Annotated in this window: 24 protein-coding genes and 1 pseudogene; 16 read left to right on the top strand and 9 right to left on the bottom strand. The window is 71.4% G+C overall.

Annotated features, from left to right (window positions below):
• Window positions 1–53: 53 nt before the first annotated feature.
• The gene (locus ACIRPU_RS10065) at window positions 54–1,448 is read left to right on the top strand and encodes a glycosyltransferase (protein ID WP_403864235.1); all 1,395 of its coding nucleotides are present in this window, start codon (window positions 54–56) and stop codon (window positions 1,446–1,448) included.
• Complete coding sequence (locus tag ACIRPU_RS10060) at window positions 1,445–2,167, top strand: polysaccharide deacetylase family protein (RefSeq protein ID WP_403864232.1); 723 nt, start codon at window positions 1,445–1,447, stop codon at window positions 2,165–2,167. The genes ACIRPU_RS10065 and ACIRPU_RS10060 overlap by 4 nt, the downstream gene beginning before the upstream one ends.
• 110 nt (window positions 2,168–2,277) lie before the next feature.
• Here the strand turns inward: ACIRPU_RS10060 and ACIRPU_RS10055 are convergent, their stop codons facing one another.
• Both ACIRPU_RS10055 and ACIRPU_RS10050 read right to left on the bottom strand, forming a co-directional pair.
• Window positions 2,278–3,117: a hypothetical protein gene (locus ACIRPU_RS10055; RefSeq protein WP_403864229.1), complete on the bottom strand. Its 840-nt coding sequence runs from the start codon at window positions 3,115–3,117 to the stop codon at window positions 2,278–2,280.
• 84 nt (window positions 3,118–3,201) lie between these two features.
• Entirely contained in the window at window positions 3,202–4,053 is an 852-nt protein-coding gene (locus ACIRPU_RS10050) for a hypothetical protein (RefSeq protein WP_403864226.1), read from the bottom strand.
• A 168-nt stretch (window positions 4,054–4,221) separates the two neighbouring features.
• Here ACIRPU_RS10050 and ACIRPU_RS10045 point away from each other — a divergent pair, with 168 nt between their 5' ends.
• From ACIRPU_RS10045 to ACIRPU_RS10025, 5 genes and pseudogenes are all read left to right on the top strand, one after another.
• Complete coding sequence (locus ACIRPU_RS10045; protein WP_403864223.1) at window positions 4,222–4,890, top strand: DedA family protein; 669 nt, start codon at window positions 4,222–4,224, stop codon at window positions 4,888–4,890.
• Complete coding sequence (locus ACIRPU_RS10040; protein WP_403864220.1) at window positions 4,887–5,492, top strand: phosphatase PAP2 family protein; 606 nt, start codon at window positions 4,887–4,889, stop codon at window positions 5,490–5,492. The genes ACIRPU_RS10045 and ACIRPU_RS10040 overlap by 4 nt, the downstream gene beginning before the upstream one ends.
• On the top strand, window positions 5,489–6,199 hold the full coding sequence (locus ACIRPU_RS10035; RefSeq protein ID WP_403864217.1) for a phosphatase PAP2 family protein: 711 nt from the start codon (window positions 5,489–5,491) through the stop codon (window positions 6,197–6,199). The genes ACIRPU_RS10040 and ACIRPU_RS10035 overlap by 4 nt, the downstream gene beginning before the upstream one ends.
• Entirely contained in the window at window positions 6,174–6,836 is a 663-nt protein-coding gene (locus ACIRPU_RS10030) for a response regulator transcription factor (protein WP_403864214.1), read from the top strand. The genes ACIRPU_RS10035 and ACIRPU_RS10030 overlap by 26 nt, the downstream gene beginning before the upstream one ends.
• Window positions 6,833–7,934 (top strand): annotated as a pseudogene (locus ACIRPU_RS10025) (sensor histidine kinase). Before ACIRPU_RS10030 ends, ACIRPU_RS10025 begins: the two are co-directional and overlap by 4 nt.
• 21 nt (window positions 7,935–7,955) lie before the next feature.
• Here ACIRPU_RS10025 and ACIRPU_RS10020 read toward each other — a convergent pair.
• Window positions 7,956–8,846 (bottom strand): hypothetical protein, encoded by an 891-nt coding sequence (locus tag ACIRPU_RS10020; protein ID WP_403864211.1) that lies wholly within the window; start codon window positions 8,844–8,846, stop codon window positions 7,956–7,958.
• 155 nt (window positions 8,847–9,001) lie between these two features.
• Window positions 9,002–9,841, bottom strand: a complete 840-nt coding sequence (locus ACIRPU_RS10015) for a hypothetical protein (protein ID WP_403864208.1) — start codon at window positions 9,839–9,841, stop codon at window positions 9,002–9,004.
• A gap of 208 nt (window positions 9,842–10,049) precedes the next feature.
• On the opposite strand from ACIRPU_RS10015, the gene ACIRPU_RS10010 reads away from it, so the two are divergent.
• Window positions 10,050–11,087 carry a sodium-dependent transporter gene (locus ACIRPU_RS10010; RefSeq protein WP_403864205.1) on the top strand — a complete coding sequence of 346 codons (1,038 nt, stop codon included), beginning with the start codon at window positions 10,050–10,052 and terminating at the stop codon, window positions 11,085–11,087.
• 7 nt (window positions 11,088–11,094) lie between these two features.
• Here ACIRPU_RS10010 and ACIRPU_RS10005 read toward each other — a convergent pair whose 3' ends face one another.
• Together ACIRPU_RS10005 and ACIRPU_RS10000 are read right to left on the bottom strand one after the other, a co-directional pair.
• Window positions 11,095–11,784: a response regulator gene (locus ACIRPU_RS10005; RefSeq protein ID WP_403864202.1), complete on the bottom strand. Its 690-nt coding sequence runs from the start codon at window positions 11,782–11,784 to the stop codon at window positions 11,095–11,097.
• On the bottom strand, window positions 11,781–13,463 hold the full coding sequence (locus ACIRPU_RS10000) for an ATP-binding protein (RefSeq protein WP_403864199.1): 1,683 nt from the start codon (window positions 13,461–13,463) through the stop codon (window positions 11,781–11,783). The genes ACIRPU_RS10005 and ACIRPU_RS10000 overlap by 4 nt, the downstream gene beginning before the upstream one ends.
• Before the next feature lie 235 nt (window positions 13,464–13,698).
• Between ACIRPU_RS10000 and ACIRPU_RS09995 the strand changes: the two genes are divergently transcribed.
• Genes ACIRPU_RS09995 through ACIRPU_RS09985 form a run of 3 tightly spaced genes read left to right on the top strand, consistent with a single transcriptional unit; the run spans window position 13,699 to window position 16,584 of the window.
• On the top strand, window positions 13,699–14,559 hold the full coding sequence (locus ACIRPU_RS09995; RefSeq protein ID WP_403864197.1) for an ABC transporter ATP-binding protein: 861 nt from the start codon (window positions 13,699–13,701) through the stop codon (window positions 14,557–14,559).
• On the top strand, window positions 14,556–15,437 hold the full coding sequence (locus tag ACIRPU_RS09990) for an ABC transporter permease (protein ID WP_403864194.1): 882 nt from the start codon (window positions 14,556–14,558) through the stop codon (window positions 15,435–15,437). The genes ACIRPU_RS09995 and ACIRPU_RS09990 overlap by 4 nt, the downstream gene beginning before the upstream one ends.
• A gap of 58 nt (window positions 15,438–15,495) precedes the next feature.
• Window positions 15,496–16,584 (top strand): ABC transporter substrate-binding protein, encoded by a 1,089-nt coding sequence (locus ACIRPU_RS09985; protein WP_403864191.1) that lies wholly within the window; start codon window positions 15,496–15,498, stop codon window positions 16,582–16,584.
• A gap of 63 nt (window positions 16,585–16,647) precedes the next feature.
• Here ACIRPU_RS09985 and ACIRPU_RS09980 read toward each other — a convergent pair whose 3' ends face one another.
• Both ACIRPU_RS09980 and ACIRPU_RS09975 read right to left on the bottom strand, forming a co-directional pair.
• On the bottom strand, window positions 16,648–18,021 hold the full coding sequence (locus ACIRPU_RS09980; RefSeq protein ID WP_403864188.1) for a sensor histidine kinase: 1,374 nt from the start codon (window positions 18,019–18,021) through the stop codon (window positions 16,648–16,650).
• Window positions 18,022–18,134: 113 nt separating this feature from the next.
• Window positions 18,135–18,830, bottom strand: coding sequence for a response regulator transcription factor (locus tag ACIRPU_RS09975; RefSeq protein WP_403864185.1), 696 nt, complete (start codon window positions 18,828–18,830; stop codon window positions 18,135–18,137).
• 155 nt (window positions 18,831–18,985) lie between these two features.
• Here ACIRPU_RS09975 and ACIRPU_RS09970 point away from each other — a divergent pair, with 155 nt between their 5' ends.
• Genes ACIRPU_RS09970 through ACIRPU_RS09955 form a run of 4 tightly spaced genes read left to right on the top strand, consistent with a single transcriptional unit; the run spans window position 18,986 to window position 23,844 of the window.
• On the top strand, window positions 18,986–19,789 hold the full coding sequence (locus ACIRPU_RS09970) for a hypothetical protein (protein WP_403864182.1): 804 nt from the start codon (window positions 18,986–18,988) through the stop codon (window positions 19,787–19,789).
• Window positions 19,789–20,469, top strand: a complete 681-nt coding sequence (locus ACIRPU_RS09965) for an ABC transporter ATP-binding protein (RefSeq protein ID WP_403864179.1) — start codon at window positions 19,789–19,791, stop codon at window positions 20,467–20,469. The genes ACIRPU_RS09970 and ACIRPU_RS09965 overlap by 1 nt, the downstream gene beginning before the upstream one ends.
• The gene (locus ACIRPU_RS09960; protein WP_403864176.1) at window positions 20,450–21,178 is read left to right on the top strand and encodes an ABC transporter ATP-binding protein; all 729 of its coding nucleotides are present in this window, start codon (window positions 20,450–20,452) and stop codon (window positions 21,176–21,178) included. The genes ACIRPU_RS09965 and ACIRPU_RS09960 overlap by 20 nt, the downstream gene beginning before the upstream one ends.
• A 5-nt stretch (window positions 21,179–21,183) precedes the next feature.
• The gene (locus tag ACIRPU_RS09955; RefSeq protein WP_403864173.1) at window positions 21,184–23,844 is read left to right on the top strand and encodes an ABC transporter permease; all 2,661 of its coding nucleotides are present in this window, start codon (window positions 21,184–21,186) and stop codon (window positions 23,842–23,844) included.
• Window positions 23,845–24,140: 296 nt separating this feature from the next.
• On the opposite strand, the gene ACIRPU_RS09950 is transcribed toward ACIRPU_RS09955, so the two are convergent.
• Window positions 24,141–25,457, bottom strand: a complete 1,317-nt coding sequence (locus ACIRPU_RS09950) for an ATP-binding protein (protein ID WP_403864170.1) — start codon at window positions 25,455–25,457, stop codon at window positions 24,141–24,143.
• Window positions 25,458–25,612: 155 nt separating this feature from the next.
• On the opposite strand from ACIRPU_RS09950, the gene ACIRPU_RS09945 reads away from it, so the two are divergent.
• Window positions 25,613–26,287 (top strand): hypothetical protein, encoded by a 675-nt coding sequence (locus ACIRPU_RS09945; protein ID WP_403864167.1) that lies wholly within the window; start codon window positions 25,613–25,615, stop codon window positions 26,285–26,287.
• Window position 26,288 lies beyond the last annotated feature (1 nt).

Below are 26,288 nucleotides of genomic sequence, written 5' to 3'. Positions count from 1 at the left end.
ACTACTACATCTCGTAGAGTTCCGCCGCTCCCGTCATGCGCGGAGGAAGCCCCATGCCCCACGCCGCAAACACGGCGCCCACACGCGCGCCCGCAGCCCTTGTTCCCCGGCAACGCGCCGCGACGTCCGGCGCGGGCCGGGTCTCGATCGTCTCCGCCAGTGTCGGAGCCGGTCACGACGGTGCCGCCGCCGAGCTCGCCCGTCGCCTCAGCGCACAGGGTTACGCCGTGGACCGCTTCGACCTGCTGGACCTGCTGCCCGCCCACCTCGGGCGGACCGTCCAGGAGGGCTACCACCGGATGCTGGTGCGGGCCCCATGGGCCTACCAGCGGATCTACACCAGCACCGAGCGTACCGGGGGCGGCGGTCAGCTGGCGCGGGCGCTGCTGCGCACGGCGCAGGACCGGGTACTGCGTACTCTGCCCCCGGACACCGGGGCCATCGTCTCGACCTATCCGGGGGCCAGCCGGGTGCTGGGCAACCTGCGCCTGGACGGTCGGCTGGCCGCGCCGGTCCTCACCTACCTGACCGACTTCTCGGTGCATCCGCTGTGGGTCGCCCCGGGCGTGGATGTCCACCTCGCCGCCCACGCCGTGCCCGCCGCCCAGGCGCGGGCCGTCGGGGCCCGGGACGTGCGCGTATGCGGACCGGTCACCGATCCGCGCTTCCGGCCCTGCGACACAGAGCGGCGCCAGCGGGCGCGGGCCGTCTTCGGGTTGCCGCGCAACGCCCCACTGGCCCTGCTGGTCGCCGGGTCCTGGGGCGTCGGCCCGGTCCGCAGGGTGGCGCTGGAACTACGCGACTGCGGCGCCGCCGTGCCGGCAGTCGTATGCGGACGCAACGAGGCCCTCGCCGAGCAGCTGCGCGCGGACGGCATCGACCATGCCTTCGGCTGGGTCGACGACATGCCCTCCCTGATGCACGCCGCCGACGTCCTCGTGCAGAACGCCGGCGGGCTGACCTCGCTGGAGGCGTTCGCGTCGGGCCTACCCGTGGCCAGTTACCGCTGCATACCAGGGCACGGGCTGACCAACGCCGCAGCCTTGGACGAGGCCGGTGCGGCCGTGTGGATACGCGACCCGGCCGACCTCAAGACGGTGCTGTGCGACCTGATCGACGGCCCGCTCGGACTTCGCCAACGGGCAACAGGGCTCGCTCTGTTCGCCCGGACCCCGGACGCCGGTCCGGCAGCCGAGATTGCGCGCGTGCACCGGGCAGGAGGAGTCCCGGGCCGGAGTCTGCGTCCCGTCACACGCCGGCGCCGCACTCCACGCCGGCTTGCCGCCACCGCCGCCCTCGCCTCCTCCATCTGGGCGGGCGCCGTCGCCACCGGAGTCGTGACGACCTACGGCACCCCGGACCTCATCCATTCCCTCGGCCACCGCCTCGGCCTGGACGACTTCCCACCGGGTCACACCCCCTCCCGGTCGAAAGACCACCACTCGTGAACGCCGCCCGGACCTTGCGCACGGCCGCCCTGGCCGCCCTGCCCGTCCTCACCGTGGCCCACGCCGCGCCCGTCATCTCCACCTTCGGGCCGCTGCGCAACCGCCTCATGCCCCGCCTCGCCGGCCACGGCCGCCCGGACCATGTCGCCCTGACCTTCGACGACGGCCCCGACCCCCGCTCCACCCCGCATTTCCTGCATCTGCTCGCCGAGCGCCGGGTACACGCCACGTTCTTCCTGCTCGGCAGCGAGGCACACCGCTCCTCCGGCCTGGTCCGCGAGATCGCGGCAGCCGGTCACGAGGTCGCCGTCCACGGCTGGCTGCACCGCCCCCTTCTGCTGCGCGGCCCGCGTGCCACCCATGACGACTTCCGCCGGGCCCGCGACACCGTCGCGGCGATCACCGGACGGCAGCCCACACTCTTCCGGCCCCCGTACGGCGTCATGTCCACCGCGGCCCACCTCGCGGCCCGCCGCCTCGACCTGACCCCGGTGCTGTGGACCTGCTGGGGAGAGGACTGGACGGCACGCGCCACCCCGCACTCCGTCCACCGCACCGTCACCGCCGACCTGGACGGCGGCGGCACGATCCTGCTCCACGACTCTGACTGCACCTCAGCACCGGGCGCCTGGCGCTCGGCGCTGGGCGCGCTGCCCCGGATCCTCGACACCTGCCAGGAAGGGGGTTACGGCGTCGGTCCGCTGCGCGACCACGGCTGACCAACACGCACGCCGAACAGTCGGGGTACGGGCTCGGCAACGCACGTCGCCGGCAGCTACCGCAGCTTCGCCAGGCGCGCCCGTGGATGTACCCCCGCCTGGTTCCCTCGCTACTGGATCGCGGAAGGAGCAGCCGGGATGTGAGCCGTGGTGATCGTCATCGGGGTGCCGGTGACGGCGATGAGAGAGGCACCCGGGCCGTGGCCGCCCGGCATCGCGCGGAAGCCTCCCGCGGGTTTCACGTCGTAGACGCCGGTGGTGTGCGGGGCGAGCACCGCGGGACCGGAGGCGATGGTCCACCAGTTGGAGGCACCCTGCCCGGTGCGGCTCGCGAAGTGCGGGGTGAGCGCCGTACCGGTGGTGTTGACGGCCCGCACCTCGATTGCGGTGACACCCACGCGCGCGTGGTGCGTGGCGAAGTGCGGCGAGAGGCTCATACGCAGGGGCGGCGGGCTCGCCGCGGCGATCACGACGCACGCCAGGGCGGGGATGAGCAAGCCTCCCGCCACGACGGCCTTCACACGGTGGCCGGTGACGAGGGGAAGACGCGGCTGCCAGGCGTTGGCGAACGCGGCGGCCGGGACGGTGGCTGCGGCCGCCAGCCACAGCGGGGTCATCATCAGGAAGTAGCCGTCCTGGGAGCGGGTGGCGAGGTAGAACGCCACCCACGGCAGGACGGTGAGAGCGGGGCCGAGCCGCCGGACGAACAGCAGGGTGGCGACGAGCAGGCCGAGCAGGAACAGTTGGCTGCCGTAGGAGTAGTAGTCGAGGCGGCTGCTGCCGTCGGTGAAGTAGTACGAGATGCCCATCAGGCCCTGGCCGTGCAGGATCGCCTTCTGGTCGAGCGGCAGGAGTACGCCCTGCAACCAGGCGGAGAAGCCCTCGACGGCGAAGTAGGCGTTGGCCGCTGCGCAGGTGAGGGCGGCGGTAGCCGTGTAGCGGGCGGTCACCCCCAGAGCCCGCCTCGGACCGAGTTCCCCGCGCCTGACCGCGTACAGGCCGATCAGCAGGAACGGGGCGAGGAACCAGGCGAGCTACTGGGCCGCGCAGGCAGCGCCCAGGCACGCCGCCCGCAGCACTCCCCCTGAGCCGAGACGGCCACCCTCACCGGTTGCGGGCCAGCGGACCACCACAGGGATGAGCAGGGCGAGAGCCGTGATCGCCGGGTAGCCGGCGTAGGCGTAGTGGGGCAGGAGGCCGAAGCCGAGACAGACCGCGGTGGCGGCCGACCTCCAGGGTGCCGGCAGCAGGAACCACAGCAGGACCGAGGAGACGAGCAGCGCGGCCGTGGTGACCAGGGTGGCGGCCGCCGTCGAGTGGACCACGGCGTGCACCGGGGCCGCGAGCAGTGCGGTCAGCGGCGGGTAGCCGTAGGTGTAGTCGGCACCGCCGGACATGGTCTTGGTGATCCCGACGCGCGGTGTGCCGAACAGCCAGGGCCACGGCTGGCCGTAGACCGGACGGCCGTGCAGGATCTCGTTCGCCGCCTGGGCGGTCAGCACTCCCTCGTCGGTGCCCGCGTGATCGAGCAGGTAGCCGCAGATCACCAGTGCGACGGCGGTCATCAGTACAACGGCGTCGACCCTGATCAGCGCCCGACGGCTCCGTACGAGAAGGCTGAGAGCGGCGCAGATGAGGATCGAGGCGTAGCAGACGGAGATGACGCCGGCGACGGCCGGACGTGAGGCCATCGCGGTCGTCCAGGCGGACCGTGTCCCGATGAACAGGCTGATCGTGGCCACGAGGGTCATCCCTCGGTGCAACTGCTGGGGCCCGGCGCCCGGGACACCGGACACCCGGGCCGGGGTCGGGGGTGGCGCCGTCGGGTTCGTGGCCGCACGCCGCAGAGTCCAGGTGCCGGTCCCGGTGCGATAGGTGTCAGCCATGACGCCCGTCTCCTCCGCCTCGTCTTCCGTTTGAGTGACCGTTTGCATCCGGCCACCCACAGAACATCTACTACATGTTGTAGATGTAGGCTCGGCGCGTGCGGTTCCATCCAGGCCACGTACACGCGGATGGACGAACAATCTGTCTGCGGGAAAGGCATCCTCGCCATGACCACACCGATGCATCCGGCGTCACAGCTGGCCGTGAACGTGCTGGACGCTCATTCGCTGCTGGCGGCGTTCGGCGTACTCGGCGTCGGGGTGGTGATGTTCGCGGAGACAGGGCTGCTGGTCGGCTTCTTCCTGCCGGGCGACTCGCTGCTCTTCACAGCCGGTCTGCTGTGCACGGGCTCGGCGGAGGCGAGTGTCCACCTGTCGCTGGGACCGCTCCTGGTCGCGGCGGCGGCAGGCGCCCTGGCCGGGGCACAGTGCGGCTATGTGCTCGGCCGGAAGGCGGGTGGGGCACTGCTGGCCCGTAGCCGCTCGCAGCGTCTGCACGAGGGTGCGAAACGCGCCGAGGAACTGCTGGAGCGGTACGGACATGCGAAGGCGATCGCGCTGGCCCGTTTCGTGCCGGTGGTGCGGACCGTACTCAATCCGATGGCCGGCGCGCTGGAGGTACCGGTGCGGACGTTCACGTTGTGGCAGATCATCGGCGGGCTCGTGTGGAGCCTCGGACTCACCCTCGCGGGGTACGCGCTGGGCTCGTCGATCCCGAACGTCGACCGTTACCTGCTCCCGCTGGTGGCGTTGATCATTTTCGTGTCGCTGATCCCCCTGGCTGCCGAGGTGTACAGGGCTCGGCGGGATGGCCGGCCCGAGGGGGGACGCAGGTGATCATGGCTTTCGACGGGTCGTCTGTAGACGGCTCCGCGTATCTGGATGTGGTGCGTCTGGCCCGGCATGCGCTGGCCTGGCTGGACGGAGCGGTGTCGTTCTGGTCGACGTACGGGCTCGCGGTGTTCGCCATGCTCGCGGTAGTGGGCTGGTGGTTCGCTCGACGGGGTGGGGATGCGGCTGCGGTGAGGGCGCTGGCCGTACCGGTGGTCGTGGTCGTTGCGTATGGCGTGGATGCCCTGGTGAAGCTCGCCGTGCGCGAGGACCGGCCGTGCCAGAGTCTGCGAGTGAAGACCCTGGAGACGTGTCCGGCGCCCGGCGACTGGTCCTTCCCCAGCAACCACGCGGCGATCGCCGCCGCCGCTGCCGTGGCCCTGCTCTTCGTCACGCGTCGGCTGGGGGCGGTCGCGGCCGTGGCGGCCCTGGCGATGGCGGTCTCGCGGGTGTGGGTCGGCGCGCACTATCCGCACGACGTCGTGGCCGGGGTGATCGTCGGCGGGCTCGTCGCCCTGGGCTCGATGCTCGCTCTGCGGCGGTGGTCGCGACCGGTGGCCGGATGGTTGACCTCCGGACGCCTGCGCCCGCTGCTTACCGCCTCATGAACCGGCGCGACGCCGCCAACCTGGCCGGGACCGTCGGTCTCGGCGCCTGGGTGGCATTCGGCGTCCTCACCAGGTTGGTGACCGGCCACAACGGCGCTCCGCTGTGGGCGGACGACGGTTTCCTGACCTGGTCGCTCAGCCACCGCCCCGACGTGGCCCAGGCGCTGGGCCGGGGGGTGACCGACACCGGCAGCGGCGCCGTACCCTACGGCCTCGCGCTGTTGGCGGGCATGATCGCGGGGCGAAGCGTGCGGCAACGGATGTGGGCCGCCGCGCTGAGCCTTGCCTGTCTGGGGACCGGGCAGGCGCTGCGCTACGGCGTGATGGCGCTCGTCCAGCGGCCGCGCCCGGCGCATGCCGACTGGGCGGCGTCCGCGGGCGGTTGGGCGTTCCCCTCGGGGCACACCACCACAGCGGCCCTGACCGCCGGGCTACTGATCGTCGCCCTCTCGCTGCGCGCCCCGCGCGGCGCCACCTCGCTCCGGATCGTCATCGCCTGCTGGGGCGTGCTGGTGGGGCTGTCCCGGGTCTATCTCGGCGTGCACTGGTTCACCGACGTCATCGGAGGCTGGCTGTTCGCCACCGGATGGCTCGGCGTGTGCCTGTACGCGATGACCCGGTGGCTGCCCGCAGCGTTCGTCTCCGGGACGCCCCATGCGCCGGACAATCCAACGGAGGGCCATGCGCCACAAGATCCTGGTCGTTGAGGACGATCACGGCCTGCGTGACGTCCTGTTGCGCGGCCTGCGCGACGAGGACTTCGACCCCGTGCCCGCCCCGGACGGGGCGTCCGCCCTGCGACTGGCCACCGGTGGCATCGCCGCGGCCGTCCTGGACGTCGGGCTGCCCGACGCGGACGGCCGGGACGTCTGCCAGGCGCTGCGCGCGGGCGGGTTCACCGCCCCGATCATCTTCCTGACGGCCCGCCATCACCTCACCGACCGGCTGTCCGGGTTCTCCGCCGGAGCCGACGACTACCTGCCCAAGCCGTTCCATCTCGCCGAACTCGCCGCCCGGCTGAGGGCCGCACTCAAACGAGCCGCGCCCGCGGCCGTGGCCACCGCCGGAGACCTGGTCCTGGACGCGACCCGGCACAGCGCGCACGTCGGTGACGTCCACGTCGACCTGTCTCCCACGGAGTTCCGTCTGCTGGCCACGCTCATGGCCGCGGGCGGCACCCTCGTGTCCCGCCGCGACCTGGTCAGGGCCGCGTGGCCGGACGGCGCGCAGGTCAGTGACAACACCCTCGACCAGTATCTGAGCCGGCTGCGCCGCAAGCTGCGCGAGGCCGGCAGCGGCCTCGGCCTCACCACGACGCGCGGGATCGGACACCGCCTGTCATGAACCATCTCGCGCGCCATCTGGCGCCCCGCACGCTGCGCGGTCGGCTCTCCCTCGTGGCACTGACCACCGCCGCGCTGCTGATGACCGTGCTGACCGTCGTGTTCAACACCGCGATGGACCGGCACCTGCAGCACCAGGCGGACGACCAGCTGCGCAACCGTGCCGCGGCCGTCGCCACGACCATCGACACCAGCGGGCCCCGGGTGCGGGTCCCGGAGACCGTCAACGACCGCCGACGCTGTCATGCTCGCGTGCACCTACGCGCTGACGCGGCTGGCCGTCGGACGGGCGCTGCGCCCCGTGCGCACCATGACCGACCAGGCCGGCCAGTGGAGCGCCGTCGGCTCCGACCAGCGTTTCGGCGCCGAGGACCAGCCGGCCGAACTGGCCCGTCTGGGCACCTCGTTGGACGCACTGCTGGACCGCATCCGCACCGTGCTGCGTCACGAGCAGCAGCTGACCGGGGAGTTGTCCCACGAACTGCGCACCCCGCTCACCCGGATCGTCGTCGAGCTCGACTGGTGGCAGGCGCGCCCGCGCACCGCCGCCGAGACCCGCGCAACCCATCGGGTGATCGCCGAGGCCGCTCAGTCCATGCGCACCATCTGCGACACGCTCCTCGACGACGCCCGGGACAGAGCGCAGAACGCCTCGACGGCCCCTGGCACCACCTCCGTCGTGCCGGTCCTGCACCGACTGGTCGAGAGCCTCGACGCACCGGAGCAGGTGAAGATCTTCGTCGACGTGGGGGATCCAGGAGTGCAGGCGGGCATCGCACCCGCCCTCCTCGAACGCATCGTCAGCCCGCTGCTGACCAACGCGGTCCGCTACGCACACTCTGAGGTGACCGCCTCCGCGCGGCAGCTGACCGGCAGCGTGCGTATCGACGTCACCGACGACGGCCCCGGTGTGCCGCCGTCGTTCGCCGACGACCTCTTCCAGCCCGGCCGCCGCGCCGACACCGACGACGGGCACGACGGCGCGGGTCTCGGACTGCCGCTCGCACGGCGCCTGGCCCGCGCCGTCGGCGGCGAGGTGTCCCACGATCGCGGTCACACCTGCGGGGCACGCTTCCACGTCGACCTGCCTGTCGGGTGACCGGACTCGGTCGGCCCGCTGTCAGTCGGCCCGCTGAGTGACCGGCTCCCGTCCCGCCGGCCGCGGTGCGGTGGTCCGGCGTTCCTGGACCTTCGCGTAGGCCACCAGAGCGAGCAGGATGCCCAGGAGCACGGCCGAGGACCCTGCGGTGCCGAGGTCCAGGCCGCCCTTGGCGACCGGCTTGGTCAGGAAGTCACCCGCGGTGGCGCCCAGGGGGCGGGTGAGCACGAAGGCGATCCAGAACAGCAGCACGTTCGGCACCACCGGCACCCTCATCAGGGCGACGAGCACGGCGAGCGCCCCGCTCACGAGCAGAGCGCCGCCGGCATAACCGAGCCCGGAGCTGTCGGAGAGGAAGTCACCCATGGAGGTGCCGAGGGTGTTGGAGACGAGGATCGCCGACCAGAACAGCGCCTCGCCGCGAAAGGTGACGATGTCACGGATCTGGAAGGTCATCCCGGACATCTTCCAGACGGCGAAGATGACCAGCAGGATCGAGATGAGGATCGCCGCCCCAGTGGGATAGCCGAGGCCGAGACCCTGAGGTCCCCAGCCGAGCGAAGTGGCGCCGCCGGAAAGGTACTTGGTGCTCGCGTCACGGTTCATGAAGTCGGACATCGTGGTGCCGGCCATGCTGGTCGACAGGATCACGGTCCAGTAGAAGAACGGGTTGTAGCGGCTGGACCTCAGCTGGACGACCAAGGTCACCACGAACAGAAGGAACAGGGCGATCGTGGTGAGGAAGTAGCCGAGCTTCAGGGTCTGGGCGAAGAGGTCGCCCGCTGTCTCACCGAGGGTGGTCGCGGCGATCTTCATGATCCAGAACGCCAGAGTGACCTCGGGCAGCTTCTTCATCACCGACTTGGTCGCGCTCGCGACGTCGAGATCAGTGAACACTTCCGGTTGCTGCACGGTGGGGGGCTCCGATTCGGTCGTACGGCAGAACGCCCGCCCCGAGACTGAGGGGCGAGCACCCTTTGCAACAGAGCGACCTCGAAGAGTGATCGCCGCAGCCGATCTTGACAGCGCCAGCCTGAACGCATCCTGAACGCAGGCCGCGCCCCTGCTCAGGCCGCATGCCTGGCGGCGCACCGCGACTGCGCCACGTCCTTGCGGGTCACCGCCAGATGCACGACCAGACCGAGGATGACGGTGAGGAACAGCGCACTGGTGACGACGGTTCCCATGCCCAGGCCGCCGTCGCCGGTGGGTTGGGAGAGGTAGTCGCCGACGGACGCGCCGAGCGGACGGGTGAGGAGGTAGACGATCCAGAAACTCCACACCTCGTCCAGGCCGAGGGAGAAGTGCGCGAGGGCGACCGCGGCGATGACCAGGGCGATCAGCAGCGCGGAGAGCCAGTGGCCGAGGACCATGCGCTCGGAGACCAGGTCGCCGGCCGCGGTGCCGAGTGCGAAGGTGAACAGGACGGCGAGCCAGTAGAAGGACTCCCGTCCGGTGGTGTCGATGTGGTGAATGGACAGCGTCCATTCACACCGGTACCAGACCAGGAAGACGATCGCGAGGATCACCGCGAAGACGGTCGTGCCGGTCTCCAGCGGTACGCCCATGTTGTCGGTGAGGTTGTCGCTGATCAGCGTGCCGACGACGCCGATCAGGGCGACTGCGGGCCAGTACACCCCGGCGCGGTAGGCGCCGGTGCGGAACTGCACGACCAGGACGACCGCCAGCAGGGCGCTCATCAGCACCGACACACCGGTCAGACCGAGACCGGCCTTCTCGTCGAGCAGGTCGGCCGCGGTCTCACCGACCGTCGTGCACAGCACCTTGATGACCCAGAAGCAGACGGTGACTCGGGGCACCTTGTTCCAGTCCGGTCGGCGGTCGGAGGGCGAGACCTGGATGTCGGCCGCCGAGGGCGTGGGCGTCTGGGAGGTCTCGTATGTCATGAGGCCGGACCGTGCCATGGGATACCTGAACGCATCCTGACCGCCGTGCGTCATCGGCTGCCCCATCCGCCTCACCCGAGCACTATGAGTGACATGACGACTCGTGATCACGGCTCCTGCATAGCGGCGTTACGCCCCGTCCCCTCCGCCGCCCTGGAAGAAGGCCGCCTTGAACCGTCCAACTGCCTCCCCACCGTCTGCTGACCCGGTGACGACCTGGCTGCGCCGTCGGCTCGGCCGGGCTGTCGTGCTGTCCTACGCCGCCGCCCTCGTCCTGCCCGCCCCCGGCCTGTGGCTGCGCCGGGACCACACCGTGCCGATCGGCACCGTGACCGGCCTGCCTGTGAGCACCGCCCCGCTGCTGCTGTCCCTGGTGCTCTTCTCCGCCGGACTCCAGGTACCCGTCCGCGAACTGGGCCGCCTGCTCCGCAAGCCGACCACCCTGCTGGCCGGAATGGTCCTCCACCTCGTGATCCCGCTCCTGGTCATCCCCGTCGTCGCGTTCGGACTGCACCGCACCCCGGACAGCGACGGCGGCAGCGGACTGATCACCTCGATGATCCTGATCGTGGCGATGCCGGTGGCCGCCGGAGCCACCGTCTGGACCGGCAAGGGTGACGGCGACCAACCCGCCATGGTGGGGCTCGTCCTCGCCTCCACCCTCCTCAGCCCGCTCACCATCCCGCTGATCATCACCACCCTGGTGCCGCTCCTCGACGGCGGCTACGCGGACACACTGGCAACGACCGGCCACACGGCCCAGGGCGGCTTCGCCCTCGTCACCGTGGTCCTCCCCTGTGCGTTCGGCATCCTGTTCCGACTCGCGCTGCCGACGGGGTGGCTCAGCCGGGCCCTGCGCGTGATCGTGCCCGTCGCGCTGCTCGGATCGCTCGTCCTGACCTATGTCAACGCCAGTGGCGCCCTGGGCTCCTTCCTCGCGCATCCGCGCCCGCTGCTGTTCGGCGCCGCACTGGTCGTGGCCGCGCTCGTCTGCCTGCTGTCCTTCATGCTGGGCCGGACCGCCGCTCGGCTCCTGCGCCTGGACGCCCCCGCCTCCTCCTCGCTGACCCTCGCCTGCGGGATGAACAACAGCAGCGCGAGCGCGGTCCTGATCACCACCACGCTGCCCGACAAACCACACCTGCTCCTGCCCGTGCTCGCCTACGGGCTGCTGCAGAAGACGGCCGCGAGCCGGGTCGTGCGGACAGCGGCTCGTCGGCACCCGCCCTGCCCTGCGTCACCGTGAACTGCGCTCAGTGCGTGATGCGGTACAGGTGCTCGGGGCGGCCGGTGGCCCCGTAGCGAAGTTCGAGGCGGACCATGCCCTCCTTGACCAGGTAGGAGAGATAACGCTGAGCCGTGGCGCGGGAGACTCCGGTGCGTTCGGCGGCCTCCGCGGCCGACAGGGCGTCGTGCGCGCCGCGCAGGGTCTGGTGCAGCAGGGCAAGCGTCGGCGCGGAGTGACCCTTCGCAGGGACGCGCGGCACGGCCGGCGGCCGGGCGGCGCTGAACAGGGCGTCCACGTCGGCCTGGTCGGTCTCGGGGACCGTACCCAGGGCGTCCATACGGTGCTGGAGCTCCCGGTAGGCGGTGAGCCGCTCGGCGAGGTCGGGCGCGCCGAAGGGCTTGACCAGGTAGCCGACGGCGCCGAGCTTCATCGCGATCCGTACCGAGGTGATGTCCCGGTCGGCGGTGATCATGATGGCGTCGGGGCGATTGCCGCCCTCGTCGCCGCTGAGCCGGCGCAGCACGTCCAGTCCGCTGCCGTCCGGCAGGAAGATGTCGAGCAGCAGTAGGTCGGGGTGGAGGTCGCGCACCGCGGCCAGCGCCTCGGCCACCGTCGCCGCCTGACCGACCACCTCGAAGCCCCGGACGCGGGACACGTAGTCGCAGTGGATGCCGCTCACCCGGAAGTCGTCGTCCACCACCAGGGTCCGGATCACCAGCGATCACCTCCCGCCACGCCGTCCAAGACCGGCGAGGCCGTCGTGAACAGGGCGCCCCGGGGGCCTGGAGTGGCATCGGGCACCGGCAGCATCACGGTGAAGACGGCGCCGGGCCCTTCACTGACGGCGATCGTGCCGCCGTGCCGCTGCACCAGCCGGTGGACGAGGGCGAGGCCGAGGCCGCGCCGGGCGGTGCCGCGGTCCGGACGGGTCGACCAGCCGTCCTCGAAGATGGACTCGGCGGTGTCCGGCGGGATGCCGGGGCCGGTGTCGGCCACCTCCACCCGCACCGCGTCGACGGCCTCGATCAGCGACAGACAGACCTCGGCACCGCCCGAGGGCGCCGCTCCGGTCGCGGACGCGTCGATCGCGTTGTCCAGCAGGTTGCCGACGATGGTCAGCAGCCTGGGCAGATGCGGCGGGTCCTCGCCGAGGGCGGAGTCCTCGCTGAGCACGATCCGTACGCCGCGTTCCGCGGCCACCGTGGTCTTGGCGACGATCAGTCCCACGAGCAGCGGGTTGCCGATCCGTTCCCGTACGGACTCGGTCAGCCCCTGCTCGGCACCGGCCGTGTCGACGGCGAACTCGTAGGCGGCGTCGTGGTCGCCGATGTCCAGCAGCCCGGCCACCGTGTGCATACGGTTGGTGAACTCGTGCTGCTGGGCGCGCAGCGCGTCCGTCAGCCCGCGCACCGAGTCCAGCTCGCGCAGCAGACCGATGAGCTCGGTGCGGTCGCGCACGGTGACCACGGCGCCCAGTTCCCGTCCGTGCAAGGCGACCGGCATCCGGTTGACGACCAGGCAGTGGTCGTCGGTGAGCACGCTGATGTCGCCGCCCGTCAGGGTGCCGTCCAGGGCTCGGCGCAGCCGCCCGTCGGGCAGGACCTCCGCCAGCGTGCTGCCGAGCGCGGTGCCGAGTCCGAGCAGGTCGCGGGCCTCGTCGTTGACCAGCGTGATGCGGCCGTCCGGGTCGAAGGCGACGACTCCCTCACGAATTCCGTGCAGCATCGCCTCCCGGTCCTGCAACAGCCCGGCGATCTCCTCCAGCTCCAGCCCGAACGTCGTCCGCTTGAGCCGGCCGGCCAGCAGGAACGCGGCCGTCGAGCCGAGCGCGACGGCGATGGCGGAGTACAGGCCGAAGGTGGGCAGCTCACGCCAGAGCTCACCCAGCACGTAGTGCTCGGGGATCCCTGCGGACACCTCGCCGACCAGCTTGCCGGTGGGCCCGTACAGCGGGGCCTTGCCGTTGGCGGAGCGCCCCGTCGCGCCCTGGTCGGTGCCGACGTGCGTCCCGCCGTCCAGCACCACGATCCGGTCCCCCGTCGGTTCACCGACCAGCGCCGGGTCGGGGTGCGAGTGGCGGATACCGCGCAGGTCGAGCACGACCACGTACGACGCGCCCGACGCCTTGCGGATCCGCTCGGCGACCGTCTGCACCACGTCGCCGCCGCCCCCGTACTGCATGGCGTGGCGGATCCGCGGTTCGGCGGCCGTGGTCTCGGCGATGGCCAGGGCCCGCTTCTCATAGGCACGGTCGATCTCACCTCGCTGCGCGAAGGCGAACAGCACGAAACCGATCAGCCCGGTCAGCGCCAGGATGGCCAACTGGTTGGCCAGAATCCGCGCGGAGAGCCGCCCCTTCCCACCGCGGCCGATCGGGATACGGATGCGTGTCACGGGTGTCTCTTGCCTGTCGTACGGCTGCCGGGCGCGGCCCCTGCGCCGTACCCGTGGTGGCGTGATTGTGCCCCCGTCACCGGCCTTCTGCCCACCCCCGCCCTGCTGAGCAGAACGAGCAAAAGCATGGCTAACACGGCTAACGCGAGATACGGATGAAACAGCGACGTAACACCCGCCGGCATCTAGCGTCTGCCTTCCTCGACCTCCGAGGTCAGGAAGGAGACAGCCTCAGATGGCTTCGCGAAACGATGTTGCGACGAGCCCAGGTGCCGGGACGACCGGCCGGGACAGCGCACGAGTCGAGATCTCAGGACTCACCAAACGGTTTCTGACCCCCGCGGGTGGAGTGTTCACGGCGCTGCGGGACGTCTCGTTCACCGTGGAGCCCGGCCAGTTCTGCGCGGTGGTGGGCCCGACCGGCTGCGGCAAGTCGACGACGCTGAGCATGGTGTCCGGGCTCGACCGGCCCAGCGAGGGCTCGGTCAAGGTCGGTGGCCGTGAGGTGAACGGCGTCACCGACGGCGTCAGCTTCATGTTCCAGAGTGACGCGCTGCTGCCCTGGAAGACGGTCCTCGGCAACGTGTTGATGGGCCCGGTCTTCCGCAGGGTGCCCAAGCAGCAGGCCCAGGCCTCGGCCCGTGACTGGCTGCGCCGGGTGGGTCTGACGGGGTTCGAGGACCGCTACCCGCACCAGCTCTCCGGCGGCATGCGCAAGCGCGTGGCGATGGCCGCGGCACTGATCAACGAACCCCGGATCCTGATCATGGACGAGCCGTTCGGCGCCCTGGACGTGCAGACCAAGGCGATCATGTCGACCGAACTGCTCGGTCTGTGGGAGCAGATCCGCCCGTCGGTCATCTTCATCACCCACGACCTCGACGAGGCAGTGGCGCTCGCCGACCGGGTCGTCGTGATGACGTCCAGCCCCGGCTCGGTCAAGGCGGTCTTCGACATCGACCTGCCCCGTCCGCGCGGCTCGGTCCAGGAGATCCGTTTCCAGCCGCGGTTCATCGAACTTCAGCACCAGATCTGGGACTCGCTGCGCGAGGAGGTGGAGCGCGCCTACGCACGCACCGCAGGAGGTACGGCATGAGTACGACGTCCACCGTCTCCACGGCCCCGGTCAAGGACGGCTCACCCGTCTCGGCCGCGGCCGCCGCCAGGAGCGCCGTCCGGCGGCGCACCGCGCTGGTGTGGGCGGGGCGCGTCGGTCTCGCGGCTTTCGTCCTCGGTGGCTGGCAGGCATTCACCGCGTGGGGGATCGTCGACAAGTTCTTCTTCGGGCAGCCGTCCGGCATCGCCCAACGGCTCGTCGACCTCTTCCGGCACGGTACCGAGTTCGGGTCCTTCTACGCCAACATCTGGACCACCATCCAGGAGGCGCTCGCCGGCTTCGCCCTCGGAGCCGTCACGGGAGTGGTCGTCGGCGTCGCGCTCGGCCAGAGCCGTTTCCTCGCCGACGTGCTCGGCCCCTACATCAAGATGGTCAACGCGATCCCGCGTATCGTCCTCGGCTCGATCTTCATCGTCGCGTTCGGCATCGGTGTGCTGCCGAAGATCCTGCTCGCCGCCGTGCTGGTGTTCTTCATCGTCTTCTTCAACGCCTTCCAGGGCGTCCGCGAGGTCGACCGAAACATCCTCGCCAACACCAAGGTCCTCGGCGCCTCGCAGTGGCAGACGATCCGGCACGTCACCGTGCCCTCCGCACTCACGTGGATCATCGCCAGCCTGCACAGCGCCTTCGGTTTCGCCATCGTCGGTGCGCTCGTCGGCGAGGTGCTCGGCGCGCAGAGCGGCCTTGGCCTGGTCATCAAGACCGCGCAGAACAACTTCGACCCCAACGGCGTGTTCGCCACGATGCTCGTCATCTCGGTCATCGTGCTCGGCGCCGAGTGGCTGATCGGCAAGCTCGAACGCCGGCTGCTGTCCTGGCGGCCGCCGGCCCCGTCCGAGGCCGCCAACACCATCTGACCTCCCCGCCCTTCCCCCTCCTTCACCCAACACCCTCAGCAAAGGAATGTGATCAGCCATGTCCAGACGACCCGCCGCCGTCGCCGCGTCCGTCCTCACCGTTCTCGCCCTCGGCGCCGTCAGCGCCTGTTCCGGCAACTCCTCGGCCTCGACCGGCACTTCGGGCTCCACTCCGACCGTGAAGCTCATGGCCGGCGGACTCGACAAGCAGATCTACCTTCCGTACCAGCTGGCGCAGCAGCTGGGCTTCTACAAGAAGTACGGCGTCAACGTCGAGCTCAGCACCGAGCAGGACGGCGGTGTCGGCGCCGAGGAGGCCATGGCCTCGGGACAGGTCGACATGGCGGGCGCCTGGTACAACCACACCATCGAGTTCCAGGCCAAGGGCAAGGCCGTCGAGGACGTCGTCCAGCTGTCCGGCGCGCCGGGCGAGCGCGAGATGTGCACCAAGAAGTCGGGCGTCACCTCGGGCGCCGACTTCAAGGGCAAGACCCTCGGTGTCACCGACCTGGGGTCGGGCACCGACACCCTCACCCAGTTCCTGGCCGCCAAGAAGGGCGTAAAGACCAGCGAGTTCCACCGGATCGGAGTCGGTGCGGGATCCACCGCCATCGCCGCGCTGCAGAACGGGAAGGTCGACTGCGTGATGACGACGCAGCCGACGGTCGCCGCGATCCAGAAGAAGGGCGTCGGTACTTCCGCCATCGACCTGGCCACCACGCAGGGTGCCACGGCGGCGATGGGCGGCGCCTTTCCCGCGGCCAGTGTGCTCGCCCGCACCGACTGGGTGAACTCGCACAAGGACACCGTGCAGAAGGTCGTCGACGCGCTCGTCGCCACCATGCACTGGATCAACACCCACAGTGCGGCCGACATCGCGAACAAGCTGCCCGCGTCGTACGTGTCGAACCAGTTGGTGACCAAGGCCGACTACATCGCGGCCCTGACCGAGGACAAGGGTCAGTTCCTCCCCGACGGCCTCATGCCGGCCGGCGGTCCGAAGACCTCCCTGGCGACGGAGAAGCTGGTGGGCAATGTGAAGGGGTCGGTCGATCTCGGCAAGACGTTCACCAACGACTTCGCCCTCCAGGCCAACAAGACCGAGGGCTTCAAGACCACCACGACCCCGGCAGGACCGAACGGCTGAGCCGCACGCATCGCTCACGGAGCCGCACCAGCAGCATCGGCTGGGCGGCTCCACACCGATGAGTCACGAAGGCATCACGGGCAGCCGCACGTGGAACTCGGCGCCGGTCGGAGAATCGGCGACCCACACGCGGCCGCCGTGAGAGGTGACCACGTCCTGGACGATCGCAAGGCCCAACCCGACGCCGCCGGAGTTCCGGTCGCGGGCGGACTGGACGCGGAAGAACCGGTCGAAGACCTGCTCGCGGTGGGTGGGGTCGATCCCCGGACCGTCGTCGGCCACGACCAGCTCGGCCGCCGGGCCCGCCTCGGCTCGGCCGACGTTCCCGTACCCGCGCCCACTCCCGTCCCCGACGGGGAACAGGCGTACGGCGATCCTGGCGTGCGCGTGCCGTTCCGCGTTGTCGAGCAGGTTGCGTACGACAGCCCGCAGCTGCTGCGGGTGGCCCTGGACGCGGACCGGCGACAGCCCTGACAGGTCGACGTCCACTCGACCGCGGGCGCGGATCGCCTCCACCTCCGTCAGCAACAGCTCGTCGAGGTCCACCGACGAGGCGGGAGCAGCGCCGTTACCGTTGCCCGACCGCGACAACTCCAGTAGTTCCTCGACGAGTTGATCCAGTCGTCCCACCTCTCTGTGCACGTCACGGGCAAGGACCGGCCACTCGGTGGCCGCCGGGTGGGCCAGCCCTACTTCGGTACGCGTCCGCAGCACCGCGAGCGGGCTGCGCAGTTCGTGCGAGGCGTCGCTGACGAACTGGCGCTGTCGCTCGCCTGCCTGCTGCAGCCGATCCAGCATGGCGTTCATCGTCCTTGCGAGCCGCCCGATCTCGTCCGTACCGGGCGGCTCGGGTACGCGCAGGTCCAGTTCGCTGGAGGTGATCTCCGCGACCTGGCGGCGCATGGCCTCGACCGGCCGCAGCGCCCGCCCGACCAGCAGCCAGGCCGTTGCTCCGGCGACGACCAGGATCACCGGACTCGCGACCAGGAGTGCGGAGAGCGCGGCGTCCACGCCTTCTCCGACAGGTTCGAGTGAGGCGGCCGCGTAGACGGCCACCGGGCGGCCGGCGAGGTGGGCCGGCACACCCACCGCCCAGTAAGGAGCGCCGTCACCGATCGGCAGCCGGCGCAGTCGGCTTCCGACGGCGTGATCCGTCGGGCGTTGCGGCAGCAGGGGGCCCCGGCCGCGCAGTTCGGGGCTGGCGGCGAGCACGGTTCCGTGCTGGTCGACGATCTGCAGGACCGGACGGTCCTCGTTGGTGCCGGGCAGCACCGGCAGTGCACCGGACGTCAGCTGGGACGCCGTGTCCTGTGCCCGCTCCGTGGCCGCCGAGCGGGCATTGCCGGTGAGGTCGTTCCTGACGAGGGCGAGCACGACGACCGAGGCGAGCACCAGACCGGCTCCGACCACCAGGACGGCAAGCAGCGTCAGGCGCACACGAATGCCGCTCGGCCGGCGTCGCAGCAGCCGCCCCCACCACCCCGGCCGCCCCTGTGGCCGCGACGCTCCGTCAGCGATGCGGCCGGCCACGACGGACAACTCCCCCGGCCCTATCCGCCGCCGGCATCGAGCCGGTAGCCGACACCGCGCACGGTCTGCACCGCGTGCCGCGAGAACGGCAGGTCGACCTTCCGCCGCAGGTAACCGATGTAGACATCGAGCACCTTCGACTCCTCCTCCAGCGCGAAGTCCCACACCTCGTCCAGGGCCGATCGCCGGCTGACCACCTGCCCGACCCGGGCCATGAGCAGTTCCAGAAGGGCGAACTCCCGGGGGGTCAGCTCGATTTCGGTCCCGGCACGGCGGCAGCTGCGGGCGCCCCGGTCGAGTACGAGGTCACCGGCTGTGAGGATCCGGGCGTCGGCCTTCGTCGTACGACGGATCAGCGCCCGCACCCTCGCGAGCAGCACCTGGTAGGAGAAGGGCTTGGCCAGGAAGTCGTCGGCGCCCGTGTCGAAGGCGCGGAGCTGGTCGGGTTCGGCGCTGCGGGCGGTCAGGACCAGGACGGGGGTCGCCACGCCCGTGTCACGCAGCCGGGCGCACAGCGGCAGGCCGCCCAGCCCCGGCAGCATCAGGTCGAGCAGGATCAAATCGTACGTCCGGTGCAGCAGCCGGTCCCAGGCGAGCAGGCCGTCCTCCACCGTCTCCACGGCGAATCCGTCCTGGTGCAGGCCCTCGGCCAGAGCCTCGGCGAGCGCGGTCTCGTCCTCCACGACGAGAACCCGGGCCGACTGGCGAGCTGTCATGACGACACCTCCCCTGACTACTGTGCGTTGACTTTACTTCGCCCCGGTAAGAGAGCGGCAAGAGACGGCCGCCCCCTCCCGAACGGGCCTTCTCTTAAGGGGCGCTTACCCGGGGCCGCACACGCTGTGGGTTCACCAGGCCCTGGGGAGGAGCCATGACCCGCAAACCCACCCTGCTGACCATGATCGGCGTCCTGATCGGCTCCGGCGTCGCCGTCGGTGCCTGCGGTTCCGGTGCCGGCCCGTCCGGCGGCTCGGACACCACGTCCGGCCCCGCTCCGGCCCCGTCGCCCCCGTCCCCACCGTCATCGACCGCACCACGCGACCGGGCGTACCACCCCGTGATCGATCCGGCGAAGTTCAGCAACCGCGTCACCAACCGGTACCTCCCGCTCCCGGTCGGCACCACGCTGGTCTACGAGGGGACCCGCGACGGACGCCCCCAGCGCGACGAGGTGGTCATCACCAAGGAGACGCGCGTCATCCTGGGCGTGCGCTGCACGGTCGTCCGGGACACCGTGACGAGCAACGGGGCCCTGGTGGAGAAGACCACCGACTGGTACGCGCAGTCCGCCGTCGGCGATGTCTGGTACTTCGGCGAGGCCACCGGCGAGTACACCAACGGCAACCTCACCAGCACCAAGGGCTCGTGGGAGGCCGGCGTGGACACCGCTCAGCCGGGCGTCGTCATGAAGGCGCACCCCACGCCCGGTGACAGCTACCGCCAGGAGTACCGGCCCGGCGAGGCCGAGGACATGGCGAAGGTGCTGCGTACGACGGCCACGGTCAAGGTGCCGGTGGGGCGGTTCACGAACGTCGTCGTGACGGACGACACCGACCCGCTCAACCCCGACAAGGCCGACCACAAGTCGTACGCACCGGGCGTCGGCCTGGTGCTGGCCGACCGGGTCCGCAGCGGCCACCCCGAACACATCGCACTCACCGAGAGGCGCGGCTGATGTCCACCGCGGCGGCTGTCGAAGCCGAGGGGCTCTACGTCATCTACCGCGAGCGCGACCTGGAGACCGTGGCCCTGCGGGGAGCGGAGATCGCGCTGCCCGAGGGCACCTGGACCAGCCTGATGGGCCCATCCGGCAGCGGCAAGAGCACCCTGGTCCATGTCCTGGGCGGCCTGCTCGAACCGAGCGGTGGCCGCGTCGTCATCGACGGCGAGGACATCACCCGCCTGCCGCCCGCGGAACGCGCCCGGCGACGCCGACGCCGCATCGGCATGGTGCTGCAGCGCGACAATCTCCACCCCCTGCTCGACGTGGGGGGCAATATCGCCCTCCCGCTGCGCCTGGACGGGCGGTCCGCTCCTCACATACGCAGTCGCGTACGCGAGCTGCTCGACGGCCTTGGCCTGTCCGACCGCGCGCGAGCGCCGGTGGGGCAGCTCTCCGGTGGCGAAGCGCAGCGGGTGGCGATCGCCGTCGCCCTCGCGGCCCGGCCCACCGTCCTCCTCGCCGACGAGATCACCGGCGAGCTGGACGCGCGGACCGCCACCGGTGTCCTCGACATCCTGGCTCGCGTACGGGACGACGAGGGCACGGCGATTCTGACAGTCACGCACAATCCGTCCGTCACGGAACGAGCGGACCTACGTCTGAGGATGCGCGATGGAATCGTCATCGAGTGACCCGGCGCCCGAAGGCCCGGCGGTGCGCGCCGAGCGGGTGACCCGCGTCCATCGCGACGGGCGGCGCGAGCTGAAGAGCCTTGACCAGGTGTCGCTGACCGTGTCGGCCGGCGAGGTGGTGGCCGTGACCGGTCCCAGCGGGGCGGGCAAGACCTCCCTGCTCCACATCCTCGGCGGCCTCGACACCGGGTACCAGGGCCGTGCGTGTGTCGCCGGTACGGACTGGCAGACGCTGCACGGGAGTGAGCGGGCCCGCTTCCGACGGCGCACCTGCGGGTTCGTCGTCCAGGGGCTGGGCCTGCTGCCGCAGGCGACGGCCGCCGAGAACATCGAGGTTCCGCTGCTGCTCGACGGTGTGGCGCCGGGCGCCCGGCGGACTCGGGTCGCCGAGGCCCTCGCCCTCGTCGGCCTGGCGGACCAGGGCGCCAAACTGCCCGACCAGCTCTCCGGCGGCCAGCAGCAGCGCGTGGCCATCGCTCGGGCACTGGTGAACGGACCGGCCCTGATCCTCGCCGACGAGCCGACCGGCAGCCTCGACTCGGCGACCGCCGCGTCCGTGGTCCGCCTGCTGCTGGAGGCGGCCCGGGAACGCGGCGCCGCGGTGGTGCTGGTGACCCACGACCCGCAGGTCGCCCGGCACGCCGATGTGATCGCCCGTCTCCACTCGGGGCGGCTCGACACCCCCGTACACGAGTCGCCCGAGGAGTGAGCGGCATGTTCTGGCTCGTCCTGCAGATCGCGCGCCGCGCGCCGCTGCGACTGCTGCTGGCAGCACTGGCCGTGGCGCTCCCCGTGGCCACGCTGGCCGCGACTCTCCTGTACGTCGACGACGCCTCCCGCGCCATGACCAGGGTCGCGCTTCAGCCGGTCCAGGTGGAGATGCGCGCCCTCGCCACGACCCTGGACAGCGACCCCGTACGGCTCGGGCAGCAGCTGCGAAGCGTGCCCGGGGTGAAACAGGCCGACGTCTTCGCCTCCGCCGACGTCGTGGTGTCCGCGCCCGGCTCGCAGGCCCGGGTGAGCGCGCGGCTGTTCGCCGTCGACCCTGCATACCTGGCGCACCATTCGTGGGTGCACGCGTACGGCGACCTGCGGGCCGGGGTGCTGCTCAACGACGCCGTGGCCGCTTCACCCGGCTTCTCCGGGGCGCGGCGGGTCACCGTCGACCTGCGCGGCGACTACAAGCCGCTCGGGCTGTCCGTGCCGGTCGCGGGCCGGGCCGACCTGCGGGATGCCACGACCTGGTACGCCATCCCCGCCGGGGACGTCCAGGGCGACATCGCCCAGGTGCCACGGGCGATCGTCGTGGACTACGCGACCTTCCGGCGGACGGTCCTGCCCGCCGTCCGCCACGCGCTGGGGCCCGCCACCTCCATCACCAACCCGGGGCTGTCCGAACTGCCGCCGGTGAGCCTGGAATCGCATGTCGCCGTCGACCACGGCACCTATCCCGCCGACCCGTCCGCCGCCGAGCGGTGGTCGGGCACCCTGCGCCGGACGCTCGAGCGCCGCGCACCCGGTGACGTCCTCGTCGCCGACAACGCGGCCGAACCACTCCTCGAAGCGGGCACCGACGCCACCAACGCGAGGTCCCTCTTCTTCCTCCTCGGCATCCCCGGAGTGCTGGTGTCGGCAGCCCTGGGCCTGGCCGCCGCCTCCGCACTGGCCGAGGCCCACCGCAGAGAAGACGCACTGCTGCGGCTGCGGGGCGCGTCCGACTCCCACCTCGTGCGGCTGGCCGTCGAGCAGGGGGCGCTCGCGGGTTCCGCCGGGACCGTCATCGGTCTCGTGGCAGCGGGCGCCGCGGTGTCCGGCGTCGTCGGCCACGCCGTGTGGCGCGACATTCCGGCAGGCTCGCTGACCGTCGCCGTCGTACTGGCGGTCCTCGTCGGCACGTCGGTGACCGCCGCCCGCCTCATCCCGCTCGTGAGGGCCGGACGCAAGGCCGCGGTGGTCGTCGACCGGCGCCTGCTCCCGCCGCCACGGCCCCCGCTGTGGCGCCGGGCCCATCTGGACGCCGTAGCTGTCGTCGTCGGGCTGGGCATCCTGGCCGGCAACTTCGCCTCGGGCGGGCTGAAGCCGGTCCCGGTCCAGGGGCCGGCCCTGGCTCTGACCTTCTACGTACTGCTCGCACCGCTGCTGCTCTGGCTCGGCACGGCCCTGCTCGCCGTACGCGGTCTGCTGGCGCTGCTCGCCCGGTGGAGCAGGCCCGACCGGCCCCGGCCGCTGACCACCTGGCCGGGGACCATGCTGCGCTGGCTGGGCCGCCGACCGTCCCGTACGGCCGTGGCGTTGACCCTCGGAGTGCTCGCGGTGGCGTTCGCCGCGCAGACGGCGACCTTCGCAGCCACCTACCGCACGGCCGCGCACCGGGACGCCCAGGCATCGTTCGGCGCCGATCTACGGTTCACACCCGCCACCGAGGTGACACAGCCGCCGCCCGACGGAGGGCCGGGAGTACGGGCGATGACACCGATCCGCGCCGTTCCGGCCCGCGCGGGCAGCGACCGTAAGACGATCATGGCCGTGGATCCCGGCTCGTACCGCTCCGCGGCCGTCACCGCGCCGCAGATCACCCGGGGCGGAGGGCTCGACACCCTGGCCCGCCGGGCGAACGGGGTACTCGTCTCCCAGGAGATCGCCCAGGACTTCGGCGTGGCCCCCGGCGACACCATCCCCGTCACCGTCTTCCCGGACGACCTCGACCTGTCCCAGAAGCTCGACCTGCACGTGGTCGGCGTCTACCGTGCCTTCCCGCCCACCGACCCCCTCTCCGAGATGGTCATGAGCGTCTCCGAAGTCCCCGCCCCGCTGCCTCCACCGGACTTCTATCTCGCGGCCGTGGCCCCGGGATTCAGCCCCGGCGCGGTCGCCGACCGGATGCGGCAGGAGGGCAGACCCGCGGGCTACACCGTCTCCACGCTCACCGAACGCGTCCGGCAGCAGCAGCGCGGGCTGACCGCGCTCAACCTCGACGGTCTGAGCCGTATCGAGGCCGTCTCGTCCGGGGCGGTCGCCGCGCTGGGGGTCGGGCTGCTCGGCGCCTTCCTGATCCTCGAACGCAGAAGGGAGTTCGCCGTCCTGCGTACGGTCGGCGCAGCTGCCGGACAGGCCCTGACCGGCCCCGTCGTCGAGGGCATCGTCGCCGTGGCCGGCAGCCTGCTGATCGGCATACCCCTGGGCCTTGGCGCCGGTGTGCTCTCCATCCGTGTCCTGGGCCTGTTCTTCGCTCTTCCTCCGCCCCTGGTCACCGTCCCCTTCGGTGCTCTCGCCCTGCTGGCCGGCCTGGTCGTGGCCCTCTCCGCACTCGCGCTGGGCTCGGCACTGCGTCGCATCGACCGTATCGAGGTCACCGCACTGCTGCGGGAGCCGTGAGCACGCGCTTCGACGGGGAAGCGGCCGGTGCGCCCCGCGTCAGGCGGGGCGCACCGGACCGGTCAGCGGACCGGCAGCACCGTGGTGTGCTCCTCGCGCACAGCCTGCAGGGAGCGAGGTCTTCAAGACCGAAGGACGGCCGCAGCCCCGTCGAGCAGCCCGGTCCAAAGAGGCACCAGACCCGCGACGAGGCCGGCGTCCGTTCCGGCCAGGCTTCGAGTACGGCACCGCCGGACCAATTCGGCATGCGCATGCCGAGTGAGCCACGACCGGCAGGGCGGCGCAGCACGGCCCTCTCACCCGGACGACTCTGGTGCCTCGTCCCGGTCGACGGGAATGAGCAAGGTGAAGGTGGCGGGGCGAGCACTGGTCAGGGAGATCCTGCCGCCGAGCGAGACGGCCAGGTCACGGGCGAGGGCCAGGCCGATGCCCGCCCCCGGTCCGCCCCCGGTGTGCCCCCGGTCGAACAGCCGGGCCGGCTCGCCCGCCACGGCACCCTCGTCACTCACGTCGAAGGCGAGGGCGTCCTCCAGGTCCCGCACGGCGACCCGGACGGTGCCGCGCCCATGCACGCGGGCGTTGTCCAGCAGATTTCCGAGCACCTCCGACACAGGCGAGGCCGGGACCAGCACATCGGTCGGTGTGTCCCGTGCGGCGCACTCCAGGCGTCTGCCGTCCCGGGCGAACAGGCCGTGCCAGCGTTCCTCGGCATCCCGCAGCAGCTGCCCCACCGTGATCTTCCCGGCGGCGGAGGGAGACACCTTGCCGGCACCCGACAGACGCAGCACCTCCTCCACCGTGTGGTGCAGTCGGTGGGTGGTGGCCAGTGCTTCGGTCAGGACGGGTCGCAGCCCGGCGTCGTCGTCCTGGGCGAGGCCCGCCTCCAGGGCGAGTTGCAGGCCGGTGAGCGGGGTGCGCAGCTGGTGGGAGGCGTTGGCGGTGAAGTCGCGTTCGTGGCGAAGGAGTTCGGAGAGGCTGTGCAGCATCTCGTTGTGGGTGCGGGCGACCTGGTCGATCTCGGCGATGCTGCTCGGGGCTGCCCGGGCGTTCAGGTCGCCCTCGGTCACGGCCCGGCAGTGGCGGGAGAGATCCTCCAACGGGGCTGCCAGGGCGCGTGCCTGACGGCGGGCGACGACGACAGCGACGGCCAGCGCCAACGCCGCCACCCCCAGCAGCACCGCCCACGCGACGAGGACGCGATCGCGCACGGAGGCCACGGGGGACGAGACCCGCACGACGCCGATCACCTTCTCGGCGTGGGAGACGGGCACGGTGACCACCAGATCACCGCCCGAGCGGCCCCGCACGGCCTCTCCGCCCAGGGCGCGACGGACCGGGGCATCGCCCGAACGGGGGCCGCTGCCCGCCCGCAGCCGCGACTGCGGGTCGTACAGACCGAGGTGCCCGCCCGCCGGGGGCTTGGGTAGTTCCACCGGGTCGCCGGTCGCGTAGTCCGGGCTCACACGTACGGCCCCGGCCAGGGCGGACCGCTCCAGCGTGTCGCGCTGGCCGGCGTACAGGGACGACCTGATGGCCAGGGCGAGCGGGACGGCGAGGAGGACGACGGCGACCAGAGCGGCGGTCAGGGCGACTCGCACCACACGCTGTCTCATGACCCCATCATGCGGGCCGTTCACCTGGGCGGACGCGATGCGCCACCCGCTTTTGCCGTCCTCTAACCCGCGACGGGCAGGGCGTTAACCGGCCTCTCCCTAGCGTCGGTGCTGTGGATCGTCCGGTCCGAGGACTCCCCTGGAGGGCAGTGGTCATGGCAGCACGCACACGGACGTACGCGGTCGTCGGACTGGCCTTCGTGGCAGCGGTGACCGCGGGCTGTTCCGGGACGGGGTCAGGGTCGGGTTCGGGCTCCGGTTCGACGACGTCCCCGGCCGCTCCCACGGCCGGTTCCTCCTCCGGAGGCGGCGGAGGGGGCGGCGGGCAGAACAACGCGGCGCCCACCGAGTCCAACCCTCCCGGTGACATCCCCGACAACCAGGCGTTCGTCGCCTACCGGCCGAGCGGCGGTTCCTTCACCGGCTTCACGGTCAAGGTGCCCGAGGGCTGGGCCCGCACCGACCAGGGCAGCACCACCGTGTTCACGGACAAGCTCAACACCGTGAAGATCACGGCGGTCTCCGCCAACAGCGCGCCGACGACCGGCTCGGTCACCAACAGGGTGGTACCGCAACTGCGCTCCCAGGTACCGAAGTTCGCCGCTCCCAAGGTGTCGGAGGTGACGCGGCGCTCCGGCCGCGTGGTCCTGCTGACCTACCAGGGCGACTCGGCGAAGGACCCGGTGACCGGCAAGGTCGTGCGGGACGCGTTCGAACGGTATGCCTTCTATCGCGCGGGGCACGAGGTCGACCTGACCCTGTCCGGCCCGGTCAAGGCGGACAACGTCGATCCCTGGCGCATCGTCAGCGACTCCTTCTCGTGGCGGTGAG

Source organism: Streptomyces sp. NPDC102259 (assembly GCF_044766465.1).
Taxonomy (GTDB): domain Bacteria; phylum Actinomycetota; class Actinomycetes; order Streptomycetales; family Streptomycetaceae; genus Streptomyces.
This window is presented reverse-complemented; position numbering and strand designations above follow the sequence as displayed.

Bases quoted from the DNA above. Each gene is read 5' to 3' on its own strand.
- ACIRPU_RS10050 (WP_403864226.1), bottom strand. From the start codon at position 4,053: ATGGCTGACACCTATCGCACCGGGACCGGCACCTGGACTCTGCGGCGT.
- ACIRPU_RS10015 (WP_403864208.1), bottom strand. From the start codon at position 9,841: ATGACATACGAGACCTCCCAGACGCCCACGCCCTCGGCGGCCGACATC.
- ACIRPU_RS09945 (WP_403864167.1), top strand. From the start codon at position 25,613: ATGGCAGCACGCACACGGACGTACGCGGTCGTCGGACTGGCCTTCGTG.
- ACIRPU_RS09955 (WP_403864173.1), top strand. From the start codon at position 21,184: ATGTTCTGGCTCGTCCTGCAGATCGCGCGCCGCGCGCCGCTGCGACTG.
- ACIRPU_RS09965 (WP_403864179.1), top strand. From the start codon at position 19,789: ATGTCCACCGCGGCGGCTGTCGAAGCCGAGGGGCTCTACGTCATCTAC.
- ACIRPU_RS10065 (WP_403864235.1), top strand. From the start codon at position 54: ATGCCCCACGCCGCAAACACGGCGCCCACACGCGCGCCCGCAGCCCTT.
- ACIRPU_RS09990 (WP_403864194.1), top strand. From the start codon at position 14,556: ATGAGTACGACGTCCACCGTCTCCACGGCCCCGGTCAAGGACGGCTCA.
- ACIRPU_RS09975 (WP_403864185.1), bottom strand. From the start codon at position 18,830: ATGACAGCTCGCCAGTCGGCCCGGGTTCTCGTCGTGGAGGACGAGACC.
- ACIRPU_RS10030 (WP_403864214.1), top strand. From the start codon at position 6,174: ATGCGCCACAAGATCCTGGTCGTTGAGGACGATCACGGCCTGCGTGAC.
- ACIRPU_RS09970 (WP_403864182.1), top strand. From the start codon at position 18,986: ATGACCCGCAAACCCACCCTGCTGACCATGATCGGCGTCCTGATCGGC.
- ACIRPU_RS09950 (WP_403864170.1), bottom strand. From the start codon at position 25,457: ATGAGACAGCGTGTGGTGCGAGTCGCCCTGACCGCCGCTCTGGTCGCC.
- ACIRPU_RS10045 (WP_403864223.1), top strand. From the start codon at position 4,222: ATGACCACACCGATGCATCCGGCGTCACAGCTGGCCGTGAACGTGCTG.
- ACIRPU_RS09985 (WP_403864191.1), top strand. From the start codon at position 15,496: ATGTCCAGACGACCCGCCGCCGTCGCCGCGTCCGTCCTCACCGTTCTC.
- ACIRPU_RS09960 (WP_403864176.1), top strand. From the start codon at position 20,450: ATGGAATCGTCATCGAGTGACCCGGCGCCCGAAGGCCCGGCGGTGCGC.
- ACIRPU_RS09995 (WP_403864197.1), top strand. From the start codon at position 13,699: ATGGCTTCGCGAAACGATGTTGCGACGAGCCCAGGTGCCGGGACGACC.
- ACIRPU_RS10035 (WP_403864217.1), top strand. From the start codon at position 5,489: ATGAACCGGCGCGACGCCGCCAACCTGGCCGGGACCGTCGGTCTCGGC.